Source organism: Xanthomonas sp. NCPPB 3761, from assembly GCF_041475705.2.
GTDB lineage: Bacteria > Pseudomonadota > Gammaproteobacteria > Xanthomonadales > Xanthomonadaceae > Xanthomonas > Xanthomonas phaseoli.
Genome location: NZ_CM191262.1, coordinates 769,512 through 788,224 on the forward strand (window position 1 = coordinate 769,512; position 18,713 = coordinate 788,224).

At 66.0% G+C, this 18,713-nt stretch carries 13 protein-coding genes; 9 read left to right on the plus strand and 4 right to left on the minus strand.

Annotation, left to right across the window (positions count from 1 at the left end; translation table 11 throughout):
• Nucleotides 1-471 precede the first annotated feature (471 nt).
• From ACCQ00_RS03375 to ACCQ00_RS03400, 6 genes are read left to right on the plus strand one after another with little or no spacing between them, the layout of a single operon-like run.
• Nucleotides 472-2,502 (plus strand): methanol/ethanol family PQQ-dependent dehydrogenase, encoded by a 2,031-nt coding sequence (locus ACCQ00_RS03375; protein WP_080949011.1) that lies wholly within the window; start codon nt 472-474, stop codon nt 2,500-2,502.
• Nucleotides 2,499-4,274 (plus strand): quinoprotein dehydrogenase-associated putative ABC transporter substrate-binding protein, encoded by a 1,776-nt coding sequence (locus tag ACCQ00_RS03380; RefSeq protein WP_039568054.1) that lies wholly within the window; start codon nt 2,499-2,501, stop codon nt 4,272-4,274. The genes ACCQ00_RS03375 and ACCQ00_RS03380 overlap by 4 nt, the downstream gene beginning before the upstream one ends.
• A 26-nt stretch (nt 4,275-4,300) precedes the next feature.
• Nucleotides 4,301-4,963, plus strand: coding sequence for a c-type cytochrome (locus tag ACCQ00_RS03385; protein ID WP_039568053.1), 663 nt, complete (start codon nt 4,301-4,303; stop codon nt 4,961-4,963).
• Nucleotides 4,960-6,006, plus strand: a complete 1,047-nt coding sequence (locus ACCQ00_RS03390) for a beta-propeller fold lactonase family protein (protein ID WP_039568051.1) — start codon at nt 4,960-4,962, stop codon at nt 6,004-6,006. Before ACCQ00_RS03385 ends, ACCQ00_RS03390 begins: the two co-directional genes overlap by 4 nt.
• A 35-nt stretch (nt 6,007-6,041) precedes the next feature.
• A complete protein-coding gene (locus ACCQ00_RS03395; protein WP_022558218.1) occupies nt 6,042-7,148 on the plus strand; it encodes an S-(hydroxymethyl)glutathione dehydrogenase/class III alcohol dehydrogenase in 1,107 nt (368 codons plus the stop codon).
• Nucleotides 7,149-7,159: 11 nt separating this feature from the next.
• Nucleotides 7,160-9,544 (plus strand): TonB-dependent receptor, encoded by a 2,385-nt coding sequence (locus ACCQ00_RS03400; RefSeq protein ID WP_039568049.1) that lies wholly within the window; start codon nt 7,160-7,162, stop codon nt 9,542-9,544.
• 106 nt (nt 9,545-9,650) lie between these two features.
• On the opposite strand, the gene ACCQ00_RS03405 is transcribed toward ACCQ00_RS03400, so the two are convergent.
• The 4 genes from ACCQ00_RS03405 to ACCQ00_RS03420 form a co-directional block, all read right to left on the minus strand.
• Nucleotides 9,651-11,627 (minus strand): sigma-54-dependent Fis family transcriptional regulator, encoded by a 1,977-nt coding sequence (locus ACCQ00_RS03405; RefSeq protein WP_039568047.1) that lies wholly within the window; start codon nt 11,625-11,627, stop codon nt 9,651-9,653.
• Between the two features lie 199 nt (nt 11,628-11,826).
• Entirely contained in the window at nt 11,827-13,581 is a 1,755-nt protein-coding gene (locus ACCQ00_RS03410; RefSeq protein WP_039568045.1) for an XVIPCD domain-containing protein, read from the minus strand.
• Nucleotides 13,582-13,625: 44 nt separating this feature from the next.
• Nucleotides 13,626-14,153, minus strand: a complete 528-nt coding sequence (locus tag ACCQ00_RS03415) for a hypothetical protein (RefSeq protein WP_039568043.1) — start codon at nt 14,151-14,153, stop codon at nt 13,626-13,628.
• 422 nt (nt 14,154-14,575) lie between these two features.
• Nucleotides 14,576-15,508, minus strand: coding sequence for a carbohydrate kinase family protein (locus ACCQ00_RS03420; protein ID WP_039568039.1), 933 nt, complete (start codon nt 15,506-15,508; stop codon nt 14,576-14,578).
• A gap of 275 nt (nt 15,509-15,783) precedes the next feature.
• Between ACCQ00_RS03420 and ACCQ00_RS03425 the strand changes: the two genes are divergently transcribed.
• The 3 genes from ACCQ00_RS03425 to mreD all read left to right on the plus strand — a co-directional run bounded on the left by ACCQ00_RS03425 (nt 15,784) and on the right by mreD (nt 18,711).
• Nucleotides 15,784-16,830 carry a rod shape-determining protein gene (locus ACCQ00_RS03425; protein WP_003482734.1) on the plus strand — a complete coding sequence of 349 codons (1,047 nt, stop codon included), beginning with the start codon at nt 15,784-15,786 and terminating at the stop codon, nt 16,828-16,830.
• Between the two features lie 172 nt (nt 16,831-17,002).
• A complete protein-coding gene (gene mreC / locus ACCQ00_RS03430; protein ID WP_039568037.1) occupies nt 17,003-18,229 on the plus strand; it encodes a rod shape-determining protein MreC in 1,227 nt (408 codons plus the stop codon).
• Nucleotides 18,226-18,711, plus strand: coding sequence for a rod shape-determining protein MreD (gene mreD / locus ACCQ00_RS03435; protein WP_039568034.1), 486 nt, complete (start codon nt 18,226-18,228; stop codon nt 18,709-18,711). Before mreC ends, mreD begins: the two co-directional genes overlap by 4 nt.
• Nucleotides 18,712-18,713 lie beyond the last annotated feature (2 nt).

Genomic DNA, 18,713 nt, shown 5'->3' on the forward strand with positions numbered 1-18,713 from the left:
AGCGGGCATGGGAACGGTTGAATCCCTGCCGACGCCATGACGCGTCTTGAAGGGTGCTCGTCGTACCCGCATCCGCCTTTCGGATACCCATCTTCTGGCGAAAGAAGACATGCGTGGCCACACCGCGCGGTGTGGCCTGCATCGCGCACTGCCCTGCATCAGTGGTGCCACGATCTGAGCTGAGAACATGCTCGACGTTACCGAGACGTCATTCGACCGCCTGCACCACCTGTGTCACAGCACGTTCGGCGCAAACTGTGCCAAAACCGTGACAACGCGAAGTGCTCAGCTCGCCGTCATTACTCCCGACCCTTGCTGACTCGACGTGGTGCGGCGCACCAGTTGGCTGGCATGCCGTTTGCTCACGTCTCTCCCGACGTTTCCTGCGTCCGCATCGTAACGGCGGTGACAGTGCCTGCGTTGCGGGATGTTTCAACCGACTGGTTGTTCAAACGAGAGGGGTAGACGCACATGCACCAATCTTCCTGTCGCAGCGTACCCAGCGCTGCGCTGCTCATGCTTGCGCTGAGCGCCGTTTTGTCTGGCTGCAAGAAAGACACGCCGACCGAAACTGCAGCGCCGGCAACTGCTGCAGCACCTGCCGCCGCGCCCGCCGCTGCACCTGCTGCCGCGGTCGACACCGATAGCGAGTTCACCGCCACTGCCAGCAATGCGGACAACTGGGGCGGCGTAGGACGCGACTTCGCACTCACCCGGCATAGCCCGCTGGCCGAGATCAATCGCGACAACGTCAAGAATCTGAAGATGTCGTGGGAGATGAAAACCGACGCCACGCGCGGCCACGAAGGCCAGCCGCTGGTGATCGGCAGCATCATGTACATGGTCAGTGCGTATCCCAACAATGTGTTCGCCATCGATCTGGCCGCGCAGGACGACGGCGGCAAGGTGTTGTGGAAATACACCCCGCAACAGGACGAGCGGTCGGTGGCGGTGGCGTGCTGCGATACGGTCAATCGCGGCGCCTCGTATGCCGACGGCAAGCTGGTGTTCGGCAGCCTCAGCGGCGATGTGATTGCACTCGATGCCAAGACCGGCAAGGAAGTGTGGAAGCAAAAACTCGCGCACCCGGACAAGGGCGAGACCATCACCATGGCGCCGATCATCGCCGACGGCAAGGTGGTTGCCGGCATCAGCGGCAACGAGTTCGGCGTGCTCGGTCGCGTGGCCGCCTATAACCTTGCCGATGGCAAGCAGGCATGGTCCTGCGATGCGGCCGGTACCGACAAGGCGATCTGCCTGGGCCCGGATTTTAACAAGGCCAATCCGCAGCATGGCCAGCTCGGCGACCTGGGCGTCAAGACCTTTCCCAACGAAGAATGGAAGCGCGGCGGCGGTGCAGCGTGGGGTTGGTACAGCTACGACCCGAAGTTGAAGCTGGTGTACTACGGCACCGGCAATCCGGGCCTGTGGAGCCCGTCGTACCGTTGCGGCAAGACCTCGCAGGAGGAATGCAACAACGGCGAGCATGACAACAAGTGGTCGATGACCTTGTTCGCCCGCAAGATCGATACCGGCGAGGCGGTATGGGGCTACCAGAAGACTCCGTTCGACCAGTGGGATTACGACGGCATCAACGAGCCGATCCTGGTGGACCTCACCATCGACGGCAAGCAGGTTCCCTCGGTGGTGCAGTTCGACCGTAACGGTTTTGCCTACGTGCTCGATCGGCGCGATGGCACGCTGCTGCGCGCGCACAAGTTCGTGCCGGCCAACTGGGCCGAACGCATCGACATGAAGACCGGTCGCCCGGTCAAGGTGGCCGCGCATTCGCCGCTGGAACGCGGCAAGAAAGTGCAGGCCTTCCCCTCGGCGATGGGTGGCAAGGACCAGCAGCCGTGTTCGGTGGATCCGGCCAATGCGGCGGTGTTCTTCTGCGGCACCAATAACTGGCACATGGAGCTGGAACCGCAGGAGCGCGGCAACACCATGATGGGTCTGCCGTACGTGTTCGCCAACGTGATGATGAAACCGAACGAGCCGGGCGCGCTGGGCATCGTCAAGGCGTTCGATGTGGTGGAAGGCAAGTCCAAGTGGGAGATCAAGGAGAAGTACCCGGTGTGGAGCGGCACCCTGGTCACCGACGGCGGGCTGGTGTTCTACGGCACGCTGGACGGCTGGTTCCGCGCCGTGGACAAGGACACCGGCAAGAAGCTGTGGGAGACCAAATTGCCGTCCGGCGTCATCGGTAATCCCATCGCCTACAAGGCCAACGGCCATCAGTACGTGGCGGTGTTCTCCGGTATCGGCGGGTGGATCGGCTTGCCGGTCACGGCGGGCCTGGATCCGTCCGATCCGTATGGCGCGCTAGGTGCGGCGGGGCTGGCGTTCGGTGCGGGCTTCGACAAGATTCCGCTCGGCGGCATGGTCCACAGCTTCCGCATCGATGGTGCCGGCAAGACCGTGACTGCCACTGCCACTGCCACTGCCACTGCGGCCGCAGGCGGCGGTACCGCCAATGCAGCCGCGAAGACGGCACGATGACCTGCACGCAAGGCGTTGGACGCGCACCTCGGCCGCTTGCTGCCGGCGTGCGCGGCATCACCCGGCACCTGCAGCAGGTGCTGGTGCTGTGCAGCCTCGGACTCGTCGCCGCAGGCTGCACACGCGAGCCGTCTTCACCGGCGGCTCGCGCTTCTCATTCGGATGCGGTGCCCGCTGCGGCGCCGGCATCGACCAGCTCGCCGGTAACACCGCCGGCCGCGACCTCTGCGCCGCCGCCAGCACTGGACCGGCAGGTGCTGCGCGTCTGCGCAGACCCGGGCAACATGCCGTTGTCCAACAAGGCCGGCGAAGGCTTCCAGAACAAGATTGCCCAGGTCGTGGCCGATGCCATGGGCCGGCGCCTGGAATACGAATGGCGCACCTATTACCAGCGCGGGCTGGCACGCAGCACGATCAACGCGGGCCGTTGCGATGTGCTGATGGACCTCAACAGCGATTTCGAGCAAGGGCTGACCACGCGTCCGCTCTATCGCTCTACCTATGTATTGGTGATACGCAAAGGCGTGGATGTGCGGCCAGCGTCGCTGGATGACCCGGCGTTGAAAAAGCTGCGCCTGGGCGTGTTCCAGAGCTCGCCTGCGCGTCAGGCGCTGTACGAGCATGGCATCAGCGGTGAGGTGCAATACCTGTTCTACGATTCGGCCACCGCACCGGAAGAACACCCTGGCAAGCTGGTCGAACGGGTCGCTGCCAACCAGCTGGATGCGGCCGAATCCTGGGGCCCTGTGGCCGGCTATTACGCGCAGCGCAACAGTCTGGGAATGGTGCCCTTGAACACCATCGACGATGCGGTGCTGGAGTATTCGATGGCCTGGGCGGTGTCGCGCAAGAACGCAGAGCTGCGCGATGCGTTGAACACGGCGCTGCAGCAGAGCGCGGCGGCGATCAGCGAGATCCTGCGCAGGTATCACGTGCCGCTGGTGCGCTGCAGCGATTGCGTAGTGGCCGGCGATCTGGCATCGCACGGGCCGTACGTCACACCGGCACCAACATCCTCTGCCCCCAGCCCGGCGGCCTCGTCGCAAGAGTTGGCGCAGCTGCAGTTGCGCATCGCCGAGGGTGCAGACCCGAACCAGGAACTGGCGCATGCACTGGATGCGGGTGACGCGGTGCGTGCGGCATGGCTGCTGCGCCACGGCGCCGATGCCAATCACGCGAACCTGCTCGGGGAACCGCCGTTGCACCAGGCCATCCGCAACCAGGAGCCGGATCTGGTCGGCCTGCTGCTGGATGCCGGCGCACGCCTGGAGGCGCGCGACGCCAGCGGCTGGACCGCGCTGATGAAAGCCGCCTGGGCCAACGATGCCGACAGTGTCGGCAGGTTGCTGGCCAAGCGCGCGCCGGTGGACACCGTGTCCAGCGACGGCTGGAGCGCGCTGGAGCTTGCGGTGTCCTATGCCGACGTGGGCGTGGTGCAGGCGCTGCTGGACAAGGGCGCCAATGTGCGGCGCGCCAATCCCCCCGGATTCACGCCGGTGATGTTTGCGGTGGCACGTGACGACCCGGCCATTCTGGAGGCCGTGCTGGCGCGTGGCGCCGAGGTCAACCACGCCAATCAGGCGGGCGTCACGGCGCTGATGCTGGCTGCCGCGGCCGGGCGCGAGGCAGTTGCCAAGCGCCTGCTGGCCGCAGGTGCCGACCCGTCTGCGCGCAACCGCGAAGGCAAGACCGCTGCGGACCTGGCGCAGGCACGTGGCGATACCGCACTGGCCAGGCGACTCGCCGATGCCCGGCGCCCGGCGCCCAAATGATTGCGTCACCCGTCGCGTGCACCGGGATGCGCGGCGTTCCCTCCGATCAAAAAGGTTCGTTCATGCGCACGTCCATCCAACGTTATCTCGATCGTTCCGCCCGCGCACCGCTGTGCGCTTTGATGCTCAGCGTGGCACTGGCGGGATGCGGCAAGGATGCGCCGCCGGCACCGGCCGCCGCTGCGCCGCCACCGCCACCGCCGGCCGCCAGCGCACCAGCGCCTGCGCCAGTGGCCGGCAGCGCAGCGCCTGCGTCCTCACCCGCTGCTGCGATGCCAAACCTTGCAGCCGGACCTGCGCCGGATCCGGCCACGCCGGCCACGCCGCCCGCCACGATCGTGCCGATTCCCAAGGGGCCCGAGGTCAAGGTCACGCCCGAACTGGTCGCCGAAGGCAAGAAGATCTATTTCTCGGCCGGCTGCAATGCCTGTCACGGCGGGACCGGCGGCGGTGGCATGTGCCCGCCGTTGACCAACGACATCTGGGTGTACGGCAGCGACGACGACACCCTGCGTACGCTGATCAATGAAGGCACCGCGGCCATGATTACCCACGGCAAGACCCGCGTCGGGCACGAAAAGGTCGTCGGGCAGATGCCGCCGTTCGCGCCGGTGCTCAAGCCCGGCGACACCGAAAAATTGCTGGCCTTCATCCACTCGATCAACAAGACCGCGGGCAAGGCGCAATGAGGCCAGTATGCGCTCGCTGGCCGCGCGGGTTGGCAGCAGCGCTGCTGGGCATGCTGTTGTTGGCCGGCTGCCAGCGCGACGCTGCCACGCCGGCCTCCACCGCCGCACCCGCGACGACGGGCAAGGCGACACCGGCGCCGGCAACGCCGCCGGTGTTTGCGTATGTGCCCAATCAACGCAGCGGCACCGTCTCGGTGATCGATACGCACACCGATACCGTGGTGCGTACGCTCAGCGCGCAGGGCCAGCTCGGCAAGCGCTTGCAGCAGCTCTTGCCCGGCCCGCAGGGGCATCTGTACCTGATCGATGCCGAGCATCACCGGTTGGTCGAACTGGATGTCGCAAAAGATGCGGTGTTGCGCAGCGTGGACATCGGCGAGAACGCCGAAGGCATCGCGTTGTCGCCGGACGGCAGGCAGTTCGCGGTCTGCGTGGAAGGCCAGAATCAGGTGATGCTGATCGATGCGGCGCACTTCACCGTGCAGCAGGTGATCGCCACACGCGGGCAGGCGCCGGAGCATTGTGCCTACACCCCGGATGGCAAGTGGTTGCTCACCAGCAATGAAGGTTCCAACGACATGGACCTGATCGAGCTGGCCACGCATCGATCGCGCGGCGTGGTGGCCACCAGCGGCCATCCGCGCGGCATGGCGTTCGCGCCCGACGGGCACAGCGTGTACATCGCCCAGGAAACCGCCAACGTGGTGGACGTGATCGACCTGCAGACGCGCCAGCGTCGTGCCAGTCTGCCGGCCGGCATGCGCACCGCCGGCGTCGCGCTGTCGGCCGATGGCACGCGGCTGTATGCCTCCAACGGTGGCGCCGGCACGGTCAGCGTGATCGATCTCAATACCGCACGCAGCCTGGCCGAGATTCCGGTTGGGCAGCGCCCGTGGAATCCGGCGCTGACGCCGACCGGCGACAAGCTCTACGTCGCCAACGGGCGCTCCAACACCGTGAGCGTGATCGACACCGCCAGCTTGCGCGAACTCAACCAGATCCCCGTCGGCGAGCTGCCGTGGGGCGTGATCATCGCGCGCTGAGCGGCCGGCAGGCCGACGCGCGTCAGGGAGGCCGGATGAAGACACGCGCTGCGGTGGCCTGGGGTCCGCACCAGCCGTTGACCATCGAAGAAGTCGACCTGCAGCCGCCGCGTCCCGGCGAGGTGCTGGTGCGCCTGGTGGCCACCGGCATTTGCCATGGCGATGCGCATGCGTTGGCGCACGGCCATGTCGGCAGCTTTCCGGCGATCCTGGGGCAGGAGGGCGCTGGCATTGTCGAAGATGTCGGGATCGGCGTCACCAGCGTGCGGCCCGGCGATCACGTGATTCCGCTGTACATGCCCGAATGCGGCGTGTGCAAGTTCTGCCGTTCCGGCCGTACCAATTTGTGCCAGGCGATTCGCAGCAGCCAGGAACGTGGCCTGATGCCTGACGGCAGCAGCCGGTTTTCGTTGCACGGGCGGCCGATCCTGCATCACATGGGCACCAGCACGTTTTCCGAATACACCGTATTGCCGGAGATTGCAGTCGCACGCATCCATCCGGATGCGCCGCTGGAGCAGGCCTGCCTGCTCGGCTGCACGGTCACCACCGGCGTCGGTGCGGTGCTCAACAGCACGCATGTGCGGCCGGGCGATTGCGTGGCGGTGTTCGGGCTGGGCGGCATCGGATTGTCGGTGATACAGGGCGCGCTGCTGGCGCAGGCCGGCCGCATCATCGCCGTGGATATCGACCCTGCGAAATTCGCACTGGCACGCACGCTGGGCGCCACCGATTGCCTGGATCCGCACGACTACGGTGCGCCGATCCAGCAGGTGATCGTGGACCTGACCGATGGCGGCGCCGACCACAGTTTCGAATGCGTCGGCGATGTCGGCGCGATGCGGGCGGCGCTGGAGTGTTGCCACAAGGGCTGGGGCGAGAGCGTCATCCTGGGCATGGCCGACGACGCGCAGGAAATCAGCACGCGCCCGTTCCAATTGGTCACCGGGCGGGTGTGGCGCGGCAGCGCCTTCGGCGGCGTCAAAGGCCGCAGCGAGCTACCCGGTTACGTCGAACGCTATCTGCACGGCGATATCCAGCTGGCGCCGTTGATCACGCGCACGCTGGCGCTGGATGACATCAACCAGGCGTTGACTGACCTGCGTGCGGCGCGCGGCATCAAATCCATCGTGGCGTATTGAAGGAGATGCACATGGCAGCAGGCAGATGCAGGACAGCGACGCTGCATCGCAAGGGATTGGCAGGCGCATGCGCCATGGTCTTGCTCGCACGCAGCGCATTGGCCGTTGCAGCGGAAGCGCCGCAAGTCACCTGGTTGGACCGTATCGAGGTCACCGCCACGCCGATCCCCGGCACCACCATCGATGCGGCGCAATTGCCGTACATGGTGCAGTCGGCAAGCAATGCCGAGTTGTCGCGAGGGCGCAGCAACAACCTGAGCGATCTGCTGCAGCGGCGCTTCGTCGGCGTGGACGGCAAAGACGTGCAGGGCAGTGCGTTCCAGAACGATCTCACCTTCCATGGCTTTCGCGCCTCTGCCTTGCCGGGCGCTTCGCAAGGGGTGTCGGTGTATCTGGATGGCGTACGGTTCAACGAACCGTTCGCCGATATCGTCAGCTGGGACATGCTGCCCGAAGCGGCGATCACTGCGGTGACGTTGATGCCTGGTTCCAACCCGTTGTTCGGGCCGAACACGCTGGGCGGCGCGGTGGTGCTGTCTACCGCGTCCGGGCTGACCGCGCCGGGATTACAGGGCGAAGTGAGCATCGGCAGCGGCGCGCGCAAGCGGCTGGATGCCGGTTACGGCGTTGCGAGCGCCAACGGCTGGCATGGCTTTGTTGCGCTCACCGGCTTCGATGAAAACGGCTGGCGCGATGCCTCCGAGGGCCGGCTCGGCACCGTGTTCGGCAAGGTCGGTAAGCAAGGCGAGCGGACCGACTGGAGCCTGTCGCTGCTGCACGGGCGCAGCCGTTTGATCGGCAATGGTCTGCTGCCGGATACACGCTACACCGACGAAGGTCCGGAGCCGGGCCTGTACCGCGCCGATCGGCGGTCGGTGTACACCTCGCCGGATCTCACCCGCAATCGCAACACGTTATTGACCGCGCAGCTGGATCATCGTTTCGACGAAGATATCGCGTTGCACGCCCTCGCATACTCGCGCGTAGGGCGCCGCGACACCGTCAATGGCGATATTGGCGAAGACTATGAAGAGTTCGTCGAAGAATGCGCTTCCGGTTACGCCGCCGATGGCAGCGCACTGGATGCCGATTGCGATGTTGCCCGCACCGATGCCGAGACGCTGCACACCGGCGCGCTCAACACCACCCAGATGCGTCAGCAAGCACAAGGCCTTGCACTCAATCTGAGCAGGCAATGGGGCGCGCATGCGCTTACCGCTGGCGTCACCTTCGATCGTGGCCATGTGCGTTATCGGCAATTCGCCCGCGATGGCTGGGTGCAGCCCGACCGTTCGGTCGCTGCAGATCCGGCGACCGACAGCGCGTTCTTTTCCGGCGTGCGCGGCAGTACGCAGACATTGGGCGTGTTCCTCGCCGACACCTGGGCGCTGGACGATGCCACTCATCTCACCGCCGCAGTGCGCTGGAATCATGTGGTAGTGGACAACATTCTTTCCACCGCCGACGACGGCGATCGCCCACGCGAGCGCTTCGTTTATGCCAAAGCCAATCCGTCGCTGGGTCTGACCCATCGGCTCGCGTCGGCGGTGACGCTCTACGGCTCGGTCGCGCAGAACAGCCGTGCGCCCACCGCCATCGAATTGGGCTGCGCCGATCCCACCCAGCCGTGTCGGTTGCCGACCGGTCTGCAGGCCGACCCACGCCTGGAGCAGATCATCTCGCGCACCTACGAACTGGGCGCGCGCTGGACGCCATCGGCCGATCGCAATGCCACGCTGTCGGTCTACCGCGCCGACAATCGCGACGACATTCTGTTCTTGCGCGCACCGGACACGCAGTTGGGTTACTTCGACAATGTCGGCCGCATGCGTTATCAGGGCGTGGATGCGGCGCTGCATCTGCGCAGCGGCGATTGGCAGTGGTCGGCCGGCTACAGCTACCTGGATGCCACTTACCGCAGCGATGGCCAATTGCTGTCCGGCGAGCGTGTGATCGCGCTGCGGCCGGGACTGCGGATCGCCGCGCTACCGCGGCACAACCTCAAGCTCGGCATGGAGTGGCAACGCGATGCGCTGACGCTGGGCGTGGGCGTGCGTGCGGTCTCCGGGCGAGTGGCCAGCGGCAACGAAGATGGCCAGGTCGCCAATGCCGAAGAAGGCGAGGCCGCGCCGGAGCGTCTCGACATCGGCACCGCCGGCTATGCCCTGGTCGACCTGCAGGCGCGCTGGACCATCAACGCACGGGTGTCGCTGTTCGCCCGGATCGACAACCTCTTCGACCGCCACTACGCCACCTATGCCGCGGTGGCCGAAGACGTGTTCCCCGACGGCGAACTCGCACGGCCGCAGGATGCGCCAGTGGAAACCGGCCCGGCCCGGTTTCTCGCACCGGGGGTGCCCCGGCAGTACCTCATCGGCCTGCGCTGGGCGCTTTGAAGCGGGAAATCGGGAATCGGGAATCGGGAATCCGGAATGGATAAAAGCAGTGCGCTGACGCTCTACGATTCCCCATTCCCCATTCCCCATTCCCGATTCACCCGGTCTACAGCCCGTGCTTGCGCAACTTGCGATACAGGGTGTTACGGCTGATGCCCAGGGCGTCGGCGGTGCGGCTGACATTCCAGCGGTGGCGTTCGAGTTGTTGCTGCAGCACCAGCCGCTCGGCCTGATCCAATGCAACGCGGCCGGGCATATCGTCGGCCGCGACCGCACGCGCATCGACCAGGCAAGGTGCGCTGCCCGCGTCGACGATCTCCTGTGGAAGATTCGGCAGACGAATCACCTCGTCACTGCACAGCACGGCCGCCGTGCGCAGCACATTGCGCAATTGGCGCAGGTTACCCGGCCAGGCGTAGCTGAGCAGCTTGTGCAGCGCATCTTCGCTGATGCGCACGCTGCGCTCGCTGTTTTCCTCGCGCAGCAGGGTGCGGATCAGCTCGGCCTTGTCGCTGCGTTCGCGTAGCGGCGGCAGGTGCAGCACCACACCGTTGAGGCGGTAGTACAGGTCCTCGCGGAATTCGCCGGCGGCCACCATCTGCGCCAGGTCGCGGTGGCTGGCGCTGATCACGTGCAGTTCCAACGGCATCGCCCGGTCGCTGCCCAGCGGGGTCACGCTCTGTTCTTCGAGCACGCGCAGCAGTCGCGTCTGCAGCGGCAGCGGCATGTCGCCGATCTCGTCCAGGAATAAGGTGCCGCCGCTGGCCTGCAGCAGCTTGCCGTGGCGGCCTTCGCGCGCAGCATCGGTGAACGCGCCGCGCGCGTAGCCGAACAGTTCGCTCTCGATCAGCGCCTCGGGGATCGCCGCACAGTTCACCGCCACGAACGGCCGCGCCGCCCAGGGCGAGCCGCGGTGAACCGCCTTGGCGAACTCCTCCTTGCCGGTGCCGGTGGCGCCGCACAGCAGGATCGACACGCGATGCGCGACCAGCTTCAGCGCGTTGTCCAGGTTGTGGCGCATGCGCGGATCGGAGCCGACGTGTTCGCGTGCGTAAGCCGCCTCGCCTTCGCCGGCGGGAGTGGCGTGCGCGCCGCCAGCAACCACGTTGCGGCGCGGCGGCTGCGCCAGGGCGAAGAAGCGGCGTCCGTGGCAGGCACAGCGGATCGACCAGAGCGTGCTGGCAGCATTGCGCGCACGCTGCTCCACGGTGTCGAAGTCCAGCTGCATCACCTGCGAGATGTCGCGCCCGACCAGCAGGCTGCGATCGCCCTTGCCGAGCTGTTCCAGCGCCGCTTCGTTGACGGCCAGCACGCAGCCGTCGTTGTCGATCGCCATCAGCGCCTCGTGCAGCAGGCCGGCGAACTCCGGGCGGCTGTGGAAGCGCAGGATCCACGCATGCCGGTACTGCTCCAGGAAATACGAACGCGCGATCTGTGCCGCCGACATGCGCACCAACGCGCTGGTGTGGCGCTGTACCAGCTTGGTGTCGCGCGCGTCCGGCGTGGACGCATCCAGCACCGCCAGCAATTGCCCGTGCGGGTCGAGGATTGGCGCACCGCTGCACGACAGCGGCAGGTGCCGTGCCAGGTAATGCTCGCCGCGGTGCACGCCGAGCGCGCTGCGCTCTACCGCGCAGGTGCCGATCCCGTTGGTGCCCTGGTAGCGCTCGGCCCAGCTGGCGCCGCAGAACAACCCGGTCTGGCGGAATTCGCGCAACAGTGCCGGATCCTGCACGCTGTGCAGCAAGGTCGCCTCGGCGTCGGCGAACACCACGGCGTAGCCGCCGCCAGCGATCTGCTCGTAGAGGTTCTCCATCTCCACCTTGGCGATGCGCAGCACTTCTTCCAGCCGCTGCTGGCGCTCGCGCAGCCCGCTGCCATCGTGGACCATCGGCAACGGGGCAGCATCCGGACTCAGCCCATACTCGTCCAGGCAGCGCTGCCACGAGCGCGCCAGCGCCGGCGGCAGTGGTTCGATCTGGCGGAAGCGGCGCATCCGCACCAGCAGCGCGGACTCGGCCTCGGCAGCGGACGTGGGCCCGGCCGTGGCCTGCAGGAGGTTGGCGACAGTCACTTCCGACACGTGGCGCTTCCTCGGTCCCTACCCGGGGCCAGAGCGGCAGTGACGCATAAACCGGGGCGCGGCTCAAACCGCGGTGCAGCAAACGCCGGGATTGCAGATGCGTTGAATCGGATCGGCAGCGAGGTGGCGCGACGAATATCGCCGCTCGGCACGGCTGCGGCATGCACCGGCGCGGCGGTGAATCGCGCGCCTGCCGTCCCTACGCCATTGCTGGACCACCGCGGCTGGGCACATCCATGCCGCGTTCCAGCTCGGCTTGCCTGGCTTGTTGCAGCTCCTTGCCGATCGCCAGGTTTGCCGCCTGCAGCTTCTGGTCCGATTGCTCCACCGGAGTGTTGAGCGCCTGCTCAATGTTTACCGCGGCGCGCTTGTGCGCTGGATCGCGCGGGTCGCCCTGCACAACGACCAGGTAACCCTTGCTGCTCAACGTCACCTCGTCCGCGCGATCCAGCGCGTTGGACGCAAGCGGGAAGTCGTTGTGCGCAGACAGCCCGCGGTTGTCCCGGCAGGCGGCCAGGGCCGCTCGACTCAATCGCTCGCTGGCCTCGTCGTAGGGTTTGCCAATGTCTTTGTCGATCTTGCCGACGCCATCGCGGATCTGGTTGAGCAGGGTGTGGTTCTGGTGATCGGGATCGTTGGGGTTCGCTGGTGCCGAACGCTGTGGCGCCGGGCTTGCAGGAACCGGTGTTTCCTGCGCGTCACGCCGCTCGCGCAGTTGCGCCGGTGTTGGCACATGCAGCAACGTGTCGGTCGTGCCGTTCTTGCTCACCTTCAAGTCGACGCTTTGGTCGGCATTGCCGACGCGCTTGACGTCGCCACGTTCCACCGCGCTCCACTTGCCGCCGACGAAGGCCGTGCCATGGCCGTTGCCGTCGAAGACCGCGAACTCGTTGTCCGCGCCGAACAGGCTGGACGACTGTGCAGACACCTTGCCGCTCTTGTTCTTGACGTTGTAGCCGAAGGACGTGTCCTGATCTAGCGCAACGATCAGCTTCTGCGCCTGTCCGTTTTGCAGAAACAAGGTCTTGATCGCGTCGTACTGGTGACGCGCATCGGGATGCGCGGTGTCGTTTTTGAAGTCGATCGGGCTGCGCAGCGGATCGGCAGCAACCGCATTGAATGCGTTGTGCAGCGGGTTGCCTGGCTGTGCTGCACGCAGCTTGTTGAAGACCTCGGTGCCGGCGAGCGCATGATGGACCCCGGTCTCGATGTAGTCGGGAATGTCCTTGCCGTCCTTGACCTTGTTCGGCAGCATCGCATCGACCTTGCTGACCACCTCGTCCACGCTGGTCAGGCTGCCGTCCTTGATCCCATTGAGGATCTTCGGGTACTGGCCCTTGCCCGCCTGGTTCTCCAACTTCATGACCACGGTCGCGAACTTGGCTTGGTCGTCGAGGCTGGCATTCTTGTAGAGATCGGTCTGTTGCAGCTGGTGCAGCGCGCCGCCCGGGTCCTTGTTGCCGTCACCTGGACGCATCAGGCGCTCGACCTGCGTTCGGTCATGAGCGTGCACGAAGCTCACCCCGTCATCGGACGCCAGGAACTTGTCGAGATTGCCGCGCACCGTTTCGTCCAGCGCGCGATTGTTGTCCGCCTTGATGGCCTTGCCGTCGCGTTGCAGGTCGGTGGTCGTCTGGGCCTTTTCGCTTTCCGACAGCGTCAGGCTCGGCGTCTGCTTTGCGGCCCAGGTCTGATAGGCGGACACCAGGTCGGCGGCCACCTCCGGGTGTGCGCCGAAGTCGGTCTGCAGCGTGCCGATGGTGAAGCCGCTGTTCCCTACCGGCGTCATCTTGCCGTTGGCGGTGGTGCCGGCGAAGGACAGGTGGTAGGCCACGTTCTTGGGGCCGATGCTGCCCTCGGACGACACGCCGATCGCGAAATACGCCAGTGTCTTCAGTTCGGTATCGCTTAATTGCGGCTTGGTCGTGGTCGTGCCGTTACTTGGGTCTGCCATGTCCGTTCTCCTTAACGTTGTGCACCCTTGGATGGCGATCCGCGCTAGCCCGCCGCGCCGTCGCCGCAGAGTTTGAGGTTGGTGCGCGCAGCGTGGATCACCCCCAGGTAATCGTCGACGATCGCGGGGCTCATGCCGTCGGTGATGGCCTCATCGCTGCGTCTGGCGTCGTCGCGGTAGGGCGCCAGTGCCTCCAGGCACCGGGCATCGTCGCCTAGCCTGTGCTGGGTGATGGCGTAATCGTTGCGAATCGCCCCTTCGTCGCTGAAGCTGGAAGTGGCCAGGCAACTGCGGTAAAGCGGCGCCAGTGTCGTCTCTGCTTTCACATAGTCCTTTTGATCGTAGAGCGACTGGAACGCCTTGCGCGTGCGCTGCATGGCTGTCGGTTCGCAAGTGGCCGCCAGCGGCAGGTAATCGCCTTCGAAGCTGCCATTGCCGCCGCAATACTCCCGACATGCGTTTTCGCTGCCGCTCGCACCGCGGATCGCGGCGCCTGCCCCAGTCTTGGCGATCTCCAGGGTGCAGGCGCCCGGACGATCGCCGTCGTATACCGCCGCCTGGGTGCCGCGCAACTTGCCATTGAAGCTGCAACTGGCATCGGCGTTGAGCGTTTCCAGCGAGAAGCTGGCGGTATCTTGCGCCTCGGGCGCTATCGTGAGCTGCCCCCAGCCACGCTCTGTGGCGTAGTGGCCTGGCGAAGGCAGCTGTGGCGCACTCGTGGTGTGCGCGGGTGTAGCAGGCGAAGGGATGACGCCAGCGTGCCCGGTCTCGGTGGGGATTGAAGCAGCGGGGGAAGATGGCTGCCCGGCGTTGCCGCATCCGCACAAGGTGGCGATGCACAGCGCCAGGCAAAGGCGGACGGCGTTGTTCGTCTGGGTCAGGTTTCCGCTGGACGGAACACACACATTTCCCATGGCATCCTCCATTGACGCGAACCCGGCGAGCCTATTCCCTCGTCAGCGCCTCGGCAAGCGAAGCAGGGCGCCGGTCGGCGTTACAACGCGTAGCCGAACTGCTGCTTGAACTGGTCGTTGAACTCGGCGAAGTCGAAGCGCTGGTTCTGGGTGCCCGGGTGTTCCACTTTCAGCGCGCCCATCAGGTTGCCCATGCGGCCGATGGTCAGCCAGTCGTAGCCGCCCTGGATGCCGTAGATCAGCCCGGCGCGGAATGCATCGCCGCAGCCGGTCGGATCCACCACGCGGCGCTCGTGCGCCGGCGGAATGTCGTAGGTTTTTTCCGGCGTATGCACCAGCGCGCCCTTCGGGCCCTGCGTGGTGATGTAGGCCTGCACGCGCGAGACGATGTCTTTTTCGTCCCAGCCGGTGTGCTCCTGCAACAGGTTCGACTCGTAGTCGTTGACCACCACGTACTGGGCCTGTTCGATGAACTGGCGCAGCTCCGGGCCGTTGAACAAGGGCATTGCTTGGCCGGGGTCGAAGATGAAAGGAATGCCGCCGGCAGCGAACTCTTCCGCGTTCTGGATCATGCCTTCGCGCCCGTCCGGGCCGACCAGGCCCAGGCTCACGCCCGGCACATCCTTCACGTGGTTTTCGTAGCTGCGCATCATCGCGCCCGGATGGAAGGCGGTGATCTGGTTGTTGTCGTGGTCGGTGGTAATGAACGCCTGCGGGGTGAACAGGTCCTCGATGATCTTCACCCGCGACAGGTCGATGCCCAGCGTTTCGAAGTGTTCGCGGTACGGGCCGAAATCCTGGCCGACCGTGCCCATCGGGATCGGCGCGCCACCGAGCAGATGCAGGTTGTAGGCGATGTTGCCGGCGCAGCCGCCGAACTCGCGGCGCATGCGCGGCACCAGGAACGACACATTCAGGATGTGCACCTTGTCCGGCAGGATGTGGTTCTTGAACTGGTCCGGAAACACCATGATGGTGTCGTAGGCGAGGGAACCACAGATCAGTGCGGACATCGAGTCGGGCCTTTGCGTTGGGAAAACCCGCCAATTGCCGGGCATGGCAGCGGGACGGCGCGTGCGCCGCGGCGCAAAGGGTAACGGCTGCGGCCGATCAGGGCCAGAACCGCATGCCATGGCCGGCGTGACCGCCACATGAAAACGGGGGCGAAATCGCCGATTTTTCCTTGCTCACCCCGGGGGGGATTGCTAGGCTAGCCGACTTCGTTTTCTGCCCAAAATTTCGCCAGTCTGGCGGCGGGCACGCGACTTACCCAGGAACGACTCCCTCGATGTTCAAGAAACTCCGCGGCATGTTCTCCAACGACCTGTCCATCGATCTGGGCACGGCCAATACGCTGATCTACGTGCGCGGACAGGGCATCGTGCTGAACGAGCCGTCGGTGGTTGCGGTGCGTCAGGATCGTGCAATAGGCGGCACCCGCTCGGTCGCTGCAGTCGGTGCGGAGGCCAAGCAGATGCTCGGCCGTACCCCCGGCCACATCACCACCATCCGTCCGATGAAGGACGGCGTCATCGCCGACTTCACCTACACCGAGGCGATGCTGAAGCACTTCATCAAGAAGGTGCACAAATCGCGCTTCCTGCGCCCCAGCCCGCGCGTGCTGGTGTGCGTGCCGGCTGGCTCCACGCAGGTCGAGCGCCGCGCCATCAAGGAATCTGCGGAAGAGGCCGGTGCGCGCGATGTCTACCTGATCGAAGAGCCGATGGCCGCAGCGATCGGCGCCGGCATGCCGGTGACCGAGGCGCGCGGTTCGATGGTCATCGACATCGGCGGCGGCACCACCGAAGTGGCGGTGATCTCGCTCAACGGCATTGTGTATTCGCAGTCGGTGCGTGTAGGTGGCGACCGTTTCGACGAGTCGATCACCAACTACGTGCGGCGTAACCACGGCATGCTGATCGGTGAAGCCACGGCCGAGCGCATCAAGCTGCAGATCGGCTGCGCCTACCCGCAGGACGAGGTGCAGGAGATGGAAATCTCCGGCCGTAACCTTGCCGAGGGCGTGCCGAAGATGATCAAGATCAACTCCAATGAAGTGCTCGAAGCGCTGCACGAGCCGTTGTCGGGCATCGTCTCGGCAGTGAAGCTGGCGCTGGAGCAGACCCCGCCGGAACTGTGCGCCGACGTCGCCGAGCGCGGCATCGTGCTCACCGGTGGCGGCGCGCTGCTGCGCGACCTGGACCGCCTGATCTCCGAAGAAACCGGCCTGCACGTGCAGGTGGCCGACGACCCGCTCACCTGCGTGGCCCGCGGCGGCGGCCGTGCGCTGGAGCTGGTGGACATGCATGGCAATGAGTTCTTCGCGCCGGAGTAATGGAGCTGGGAATGGGGAATCGGGAATGGGGAATCATGAAGGCATTCCCCGCCTACGGCCCTGAGCGGTTGCGACGCGATCCCGCCCCTGTGAGTTTTCGCCTCAATCGTTTCGGGGACAGCCGACTGCTTCCCGATTCCCCATTCTCGATTCCCCATTCCCGGCCCTGACAGTGCCCTCCTACGCCGGTCCTCCCGTCGCCTCCCGTCCGGGCGAAGTCACCTCCACGCTGCGGCTGCTGGTCTATCTGGTGCTGGCGGTGGTGCTGATCGCGCTCGATAGCCGCGGTGGTTGGCTGAGCCAGGTCCGCATGCAGGCCAATCTGTTGATCCAGCCGATCTGGGCGGTGGCCGGGCTGCCGGGACGCATCGGCTCGCAGGTGCGCGACAACGCCGCAACGCATGCGCAACTGGTGGAAGAGACCCGGGATCTGCGCAATCAGCTGTTGGTCGCCAATGCGCGCCTGACCCGGTTGCAGACCGCGGCCCTGGATAACGCGCAACTGCGCGAACTGCTCAACGTGGCCGAGCGCCGCGGCCTGGATGTGCAACTGGCGCCGATCCTGAACATCGATCTGGATCCGACGCGCCAACGCCTGCTGCTGGACGCCGGCAGCCGCGAAGGGGTGGTGCTGGGCCAGGCGGTGATCGACGCCGGCGGCCTGATGGGGCAGGTGATCGAAGTCACCCCGCTGCATTCCACCGTGTTGCTGCTCACCGACCCCGACCACGCAGTGCCGGTCAGCGTGGCGCGCAATGGCGTGCGGCTGATCGTCTACGGGCGCGGCGACCGCCTGGAACTGCGCGACATCCCGCTCAGTGCCGGCGTGCAGGTGGGCGATGAAATCGTCACCTCGGGCCTGGGCGGCCGCTTCCCGGCCGGCTTCCCGGTCGGCAAGGTCTCCGAATTGCATCCCGACGACACCCACGCCTTCCTGGTCGGCGAACTGACCCCGGCCGCCAAGCTCGATCGTGGCCGCGATGTGTTGCTGCTGCGTGCCGGAAAGCCGTTGCGCGTCGTGCCGGTGGCCGGGATTGGGGATTCGGGAATGGGGAATGGCAACGGCAACGCCGCTGCGTCAGTAAATGCGCCGGTGACCGCGACACCGCGCACTCCGGCGGCCGACGGCTCCAACGCAGTGGTCGATCCGGCCCGTACGACAGCGGGCATCGGGACCGCACCCCGCTCGCAACCGACGCCGGCACTTGCCGTGTCCGGCGCCTCAGGCGCGCAGCCAGCAGGGGTAGGGACCGGCGACTCGGGAACCAGGAACGGCAGCAGCGCGCCAGCGCCAGCGGGTCGGGCGCCAACTACCGCACCGACGCGTGGCGCTGCCTCTAACGATTCCCGACTCCCGATTCCCGATTCCCGTCCGGCTCCGCAGGAGACGGACCAATGACCCGCATGCGCAACACCTGGATCCTGCCAGCGAGCATCTTCATTGCGCTGGTCCTGGGCCTGCTGCCGTTGCCGATGGTGGTGCAGCCGCTGCGGCCTTACTGGCTGGCGTTGGTGCTGGCGTACTGGGTGATCGAGGAACCGGACCGGGTCGGGCTGGGCCTGGCCTTCGTGGCCGGCGTGCTGGCCGACCTGCTGTATGGCGGGCTGCTCGGCGAACAGGCGCTGCGGCTGGTGATCATGACCTTCATCCTGCAGCGCTTCCGCGCGCGCATGCGTTTTTTCCCGGTCTCGCAGCAGGCGCTGGCCATTGGTGGGCTATTGCTCAACGACCGCATCGTGTCTTCGGCGGTGCACCTGGCCGTGGGCGAGCCGACCTTGCCCTGGAGCTACTGGTGGGCGCCGCTGCTGGGCATGGCGCTGTGGCCGCCGTCGTTCGTGGTGCTGGATGCGGTGCGGCTGGGCAAGCGGGGCAAGAAATAAGC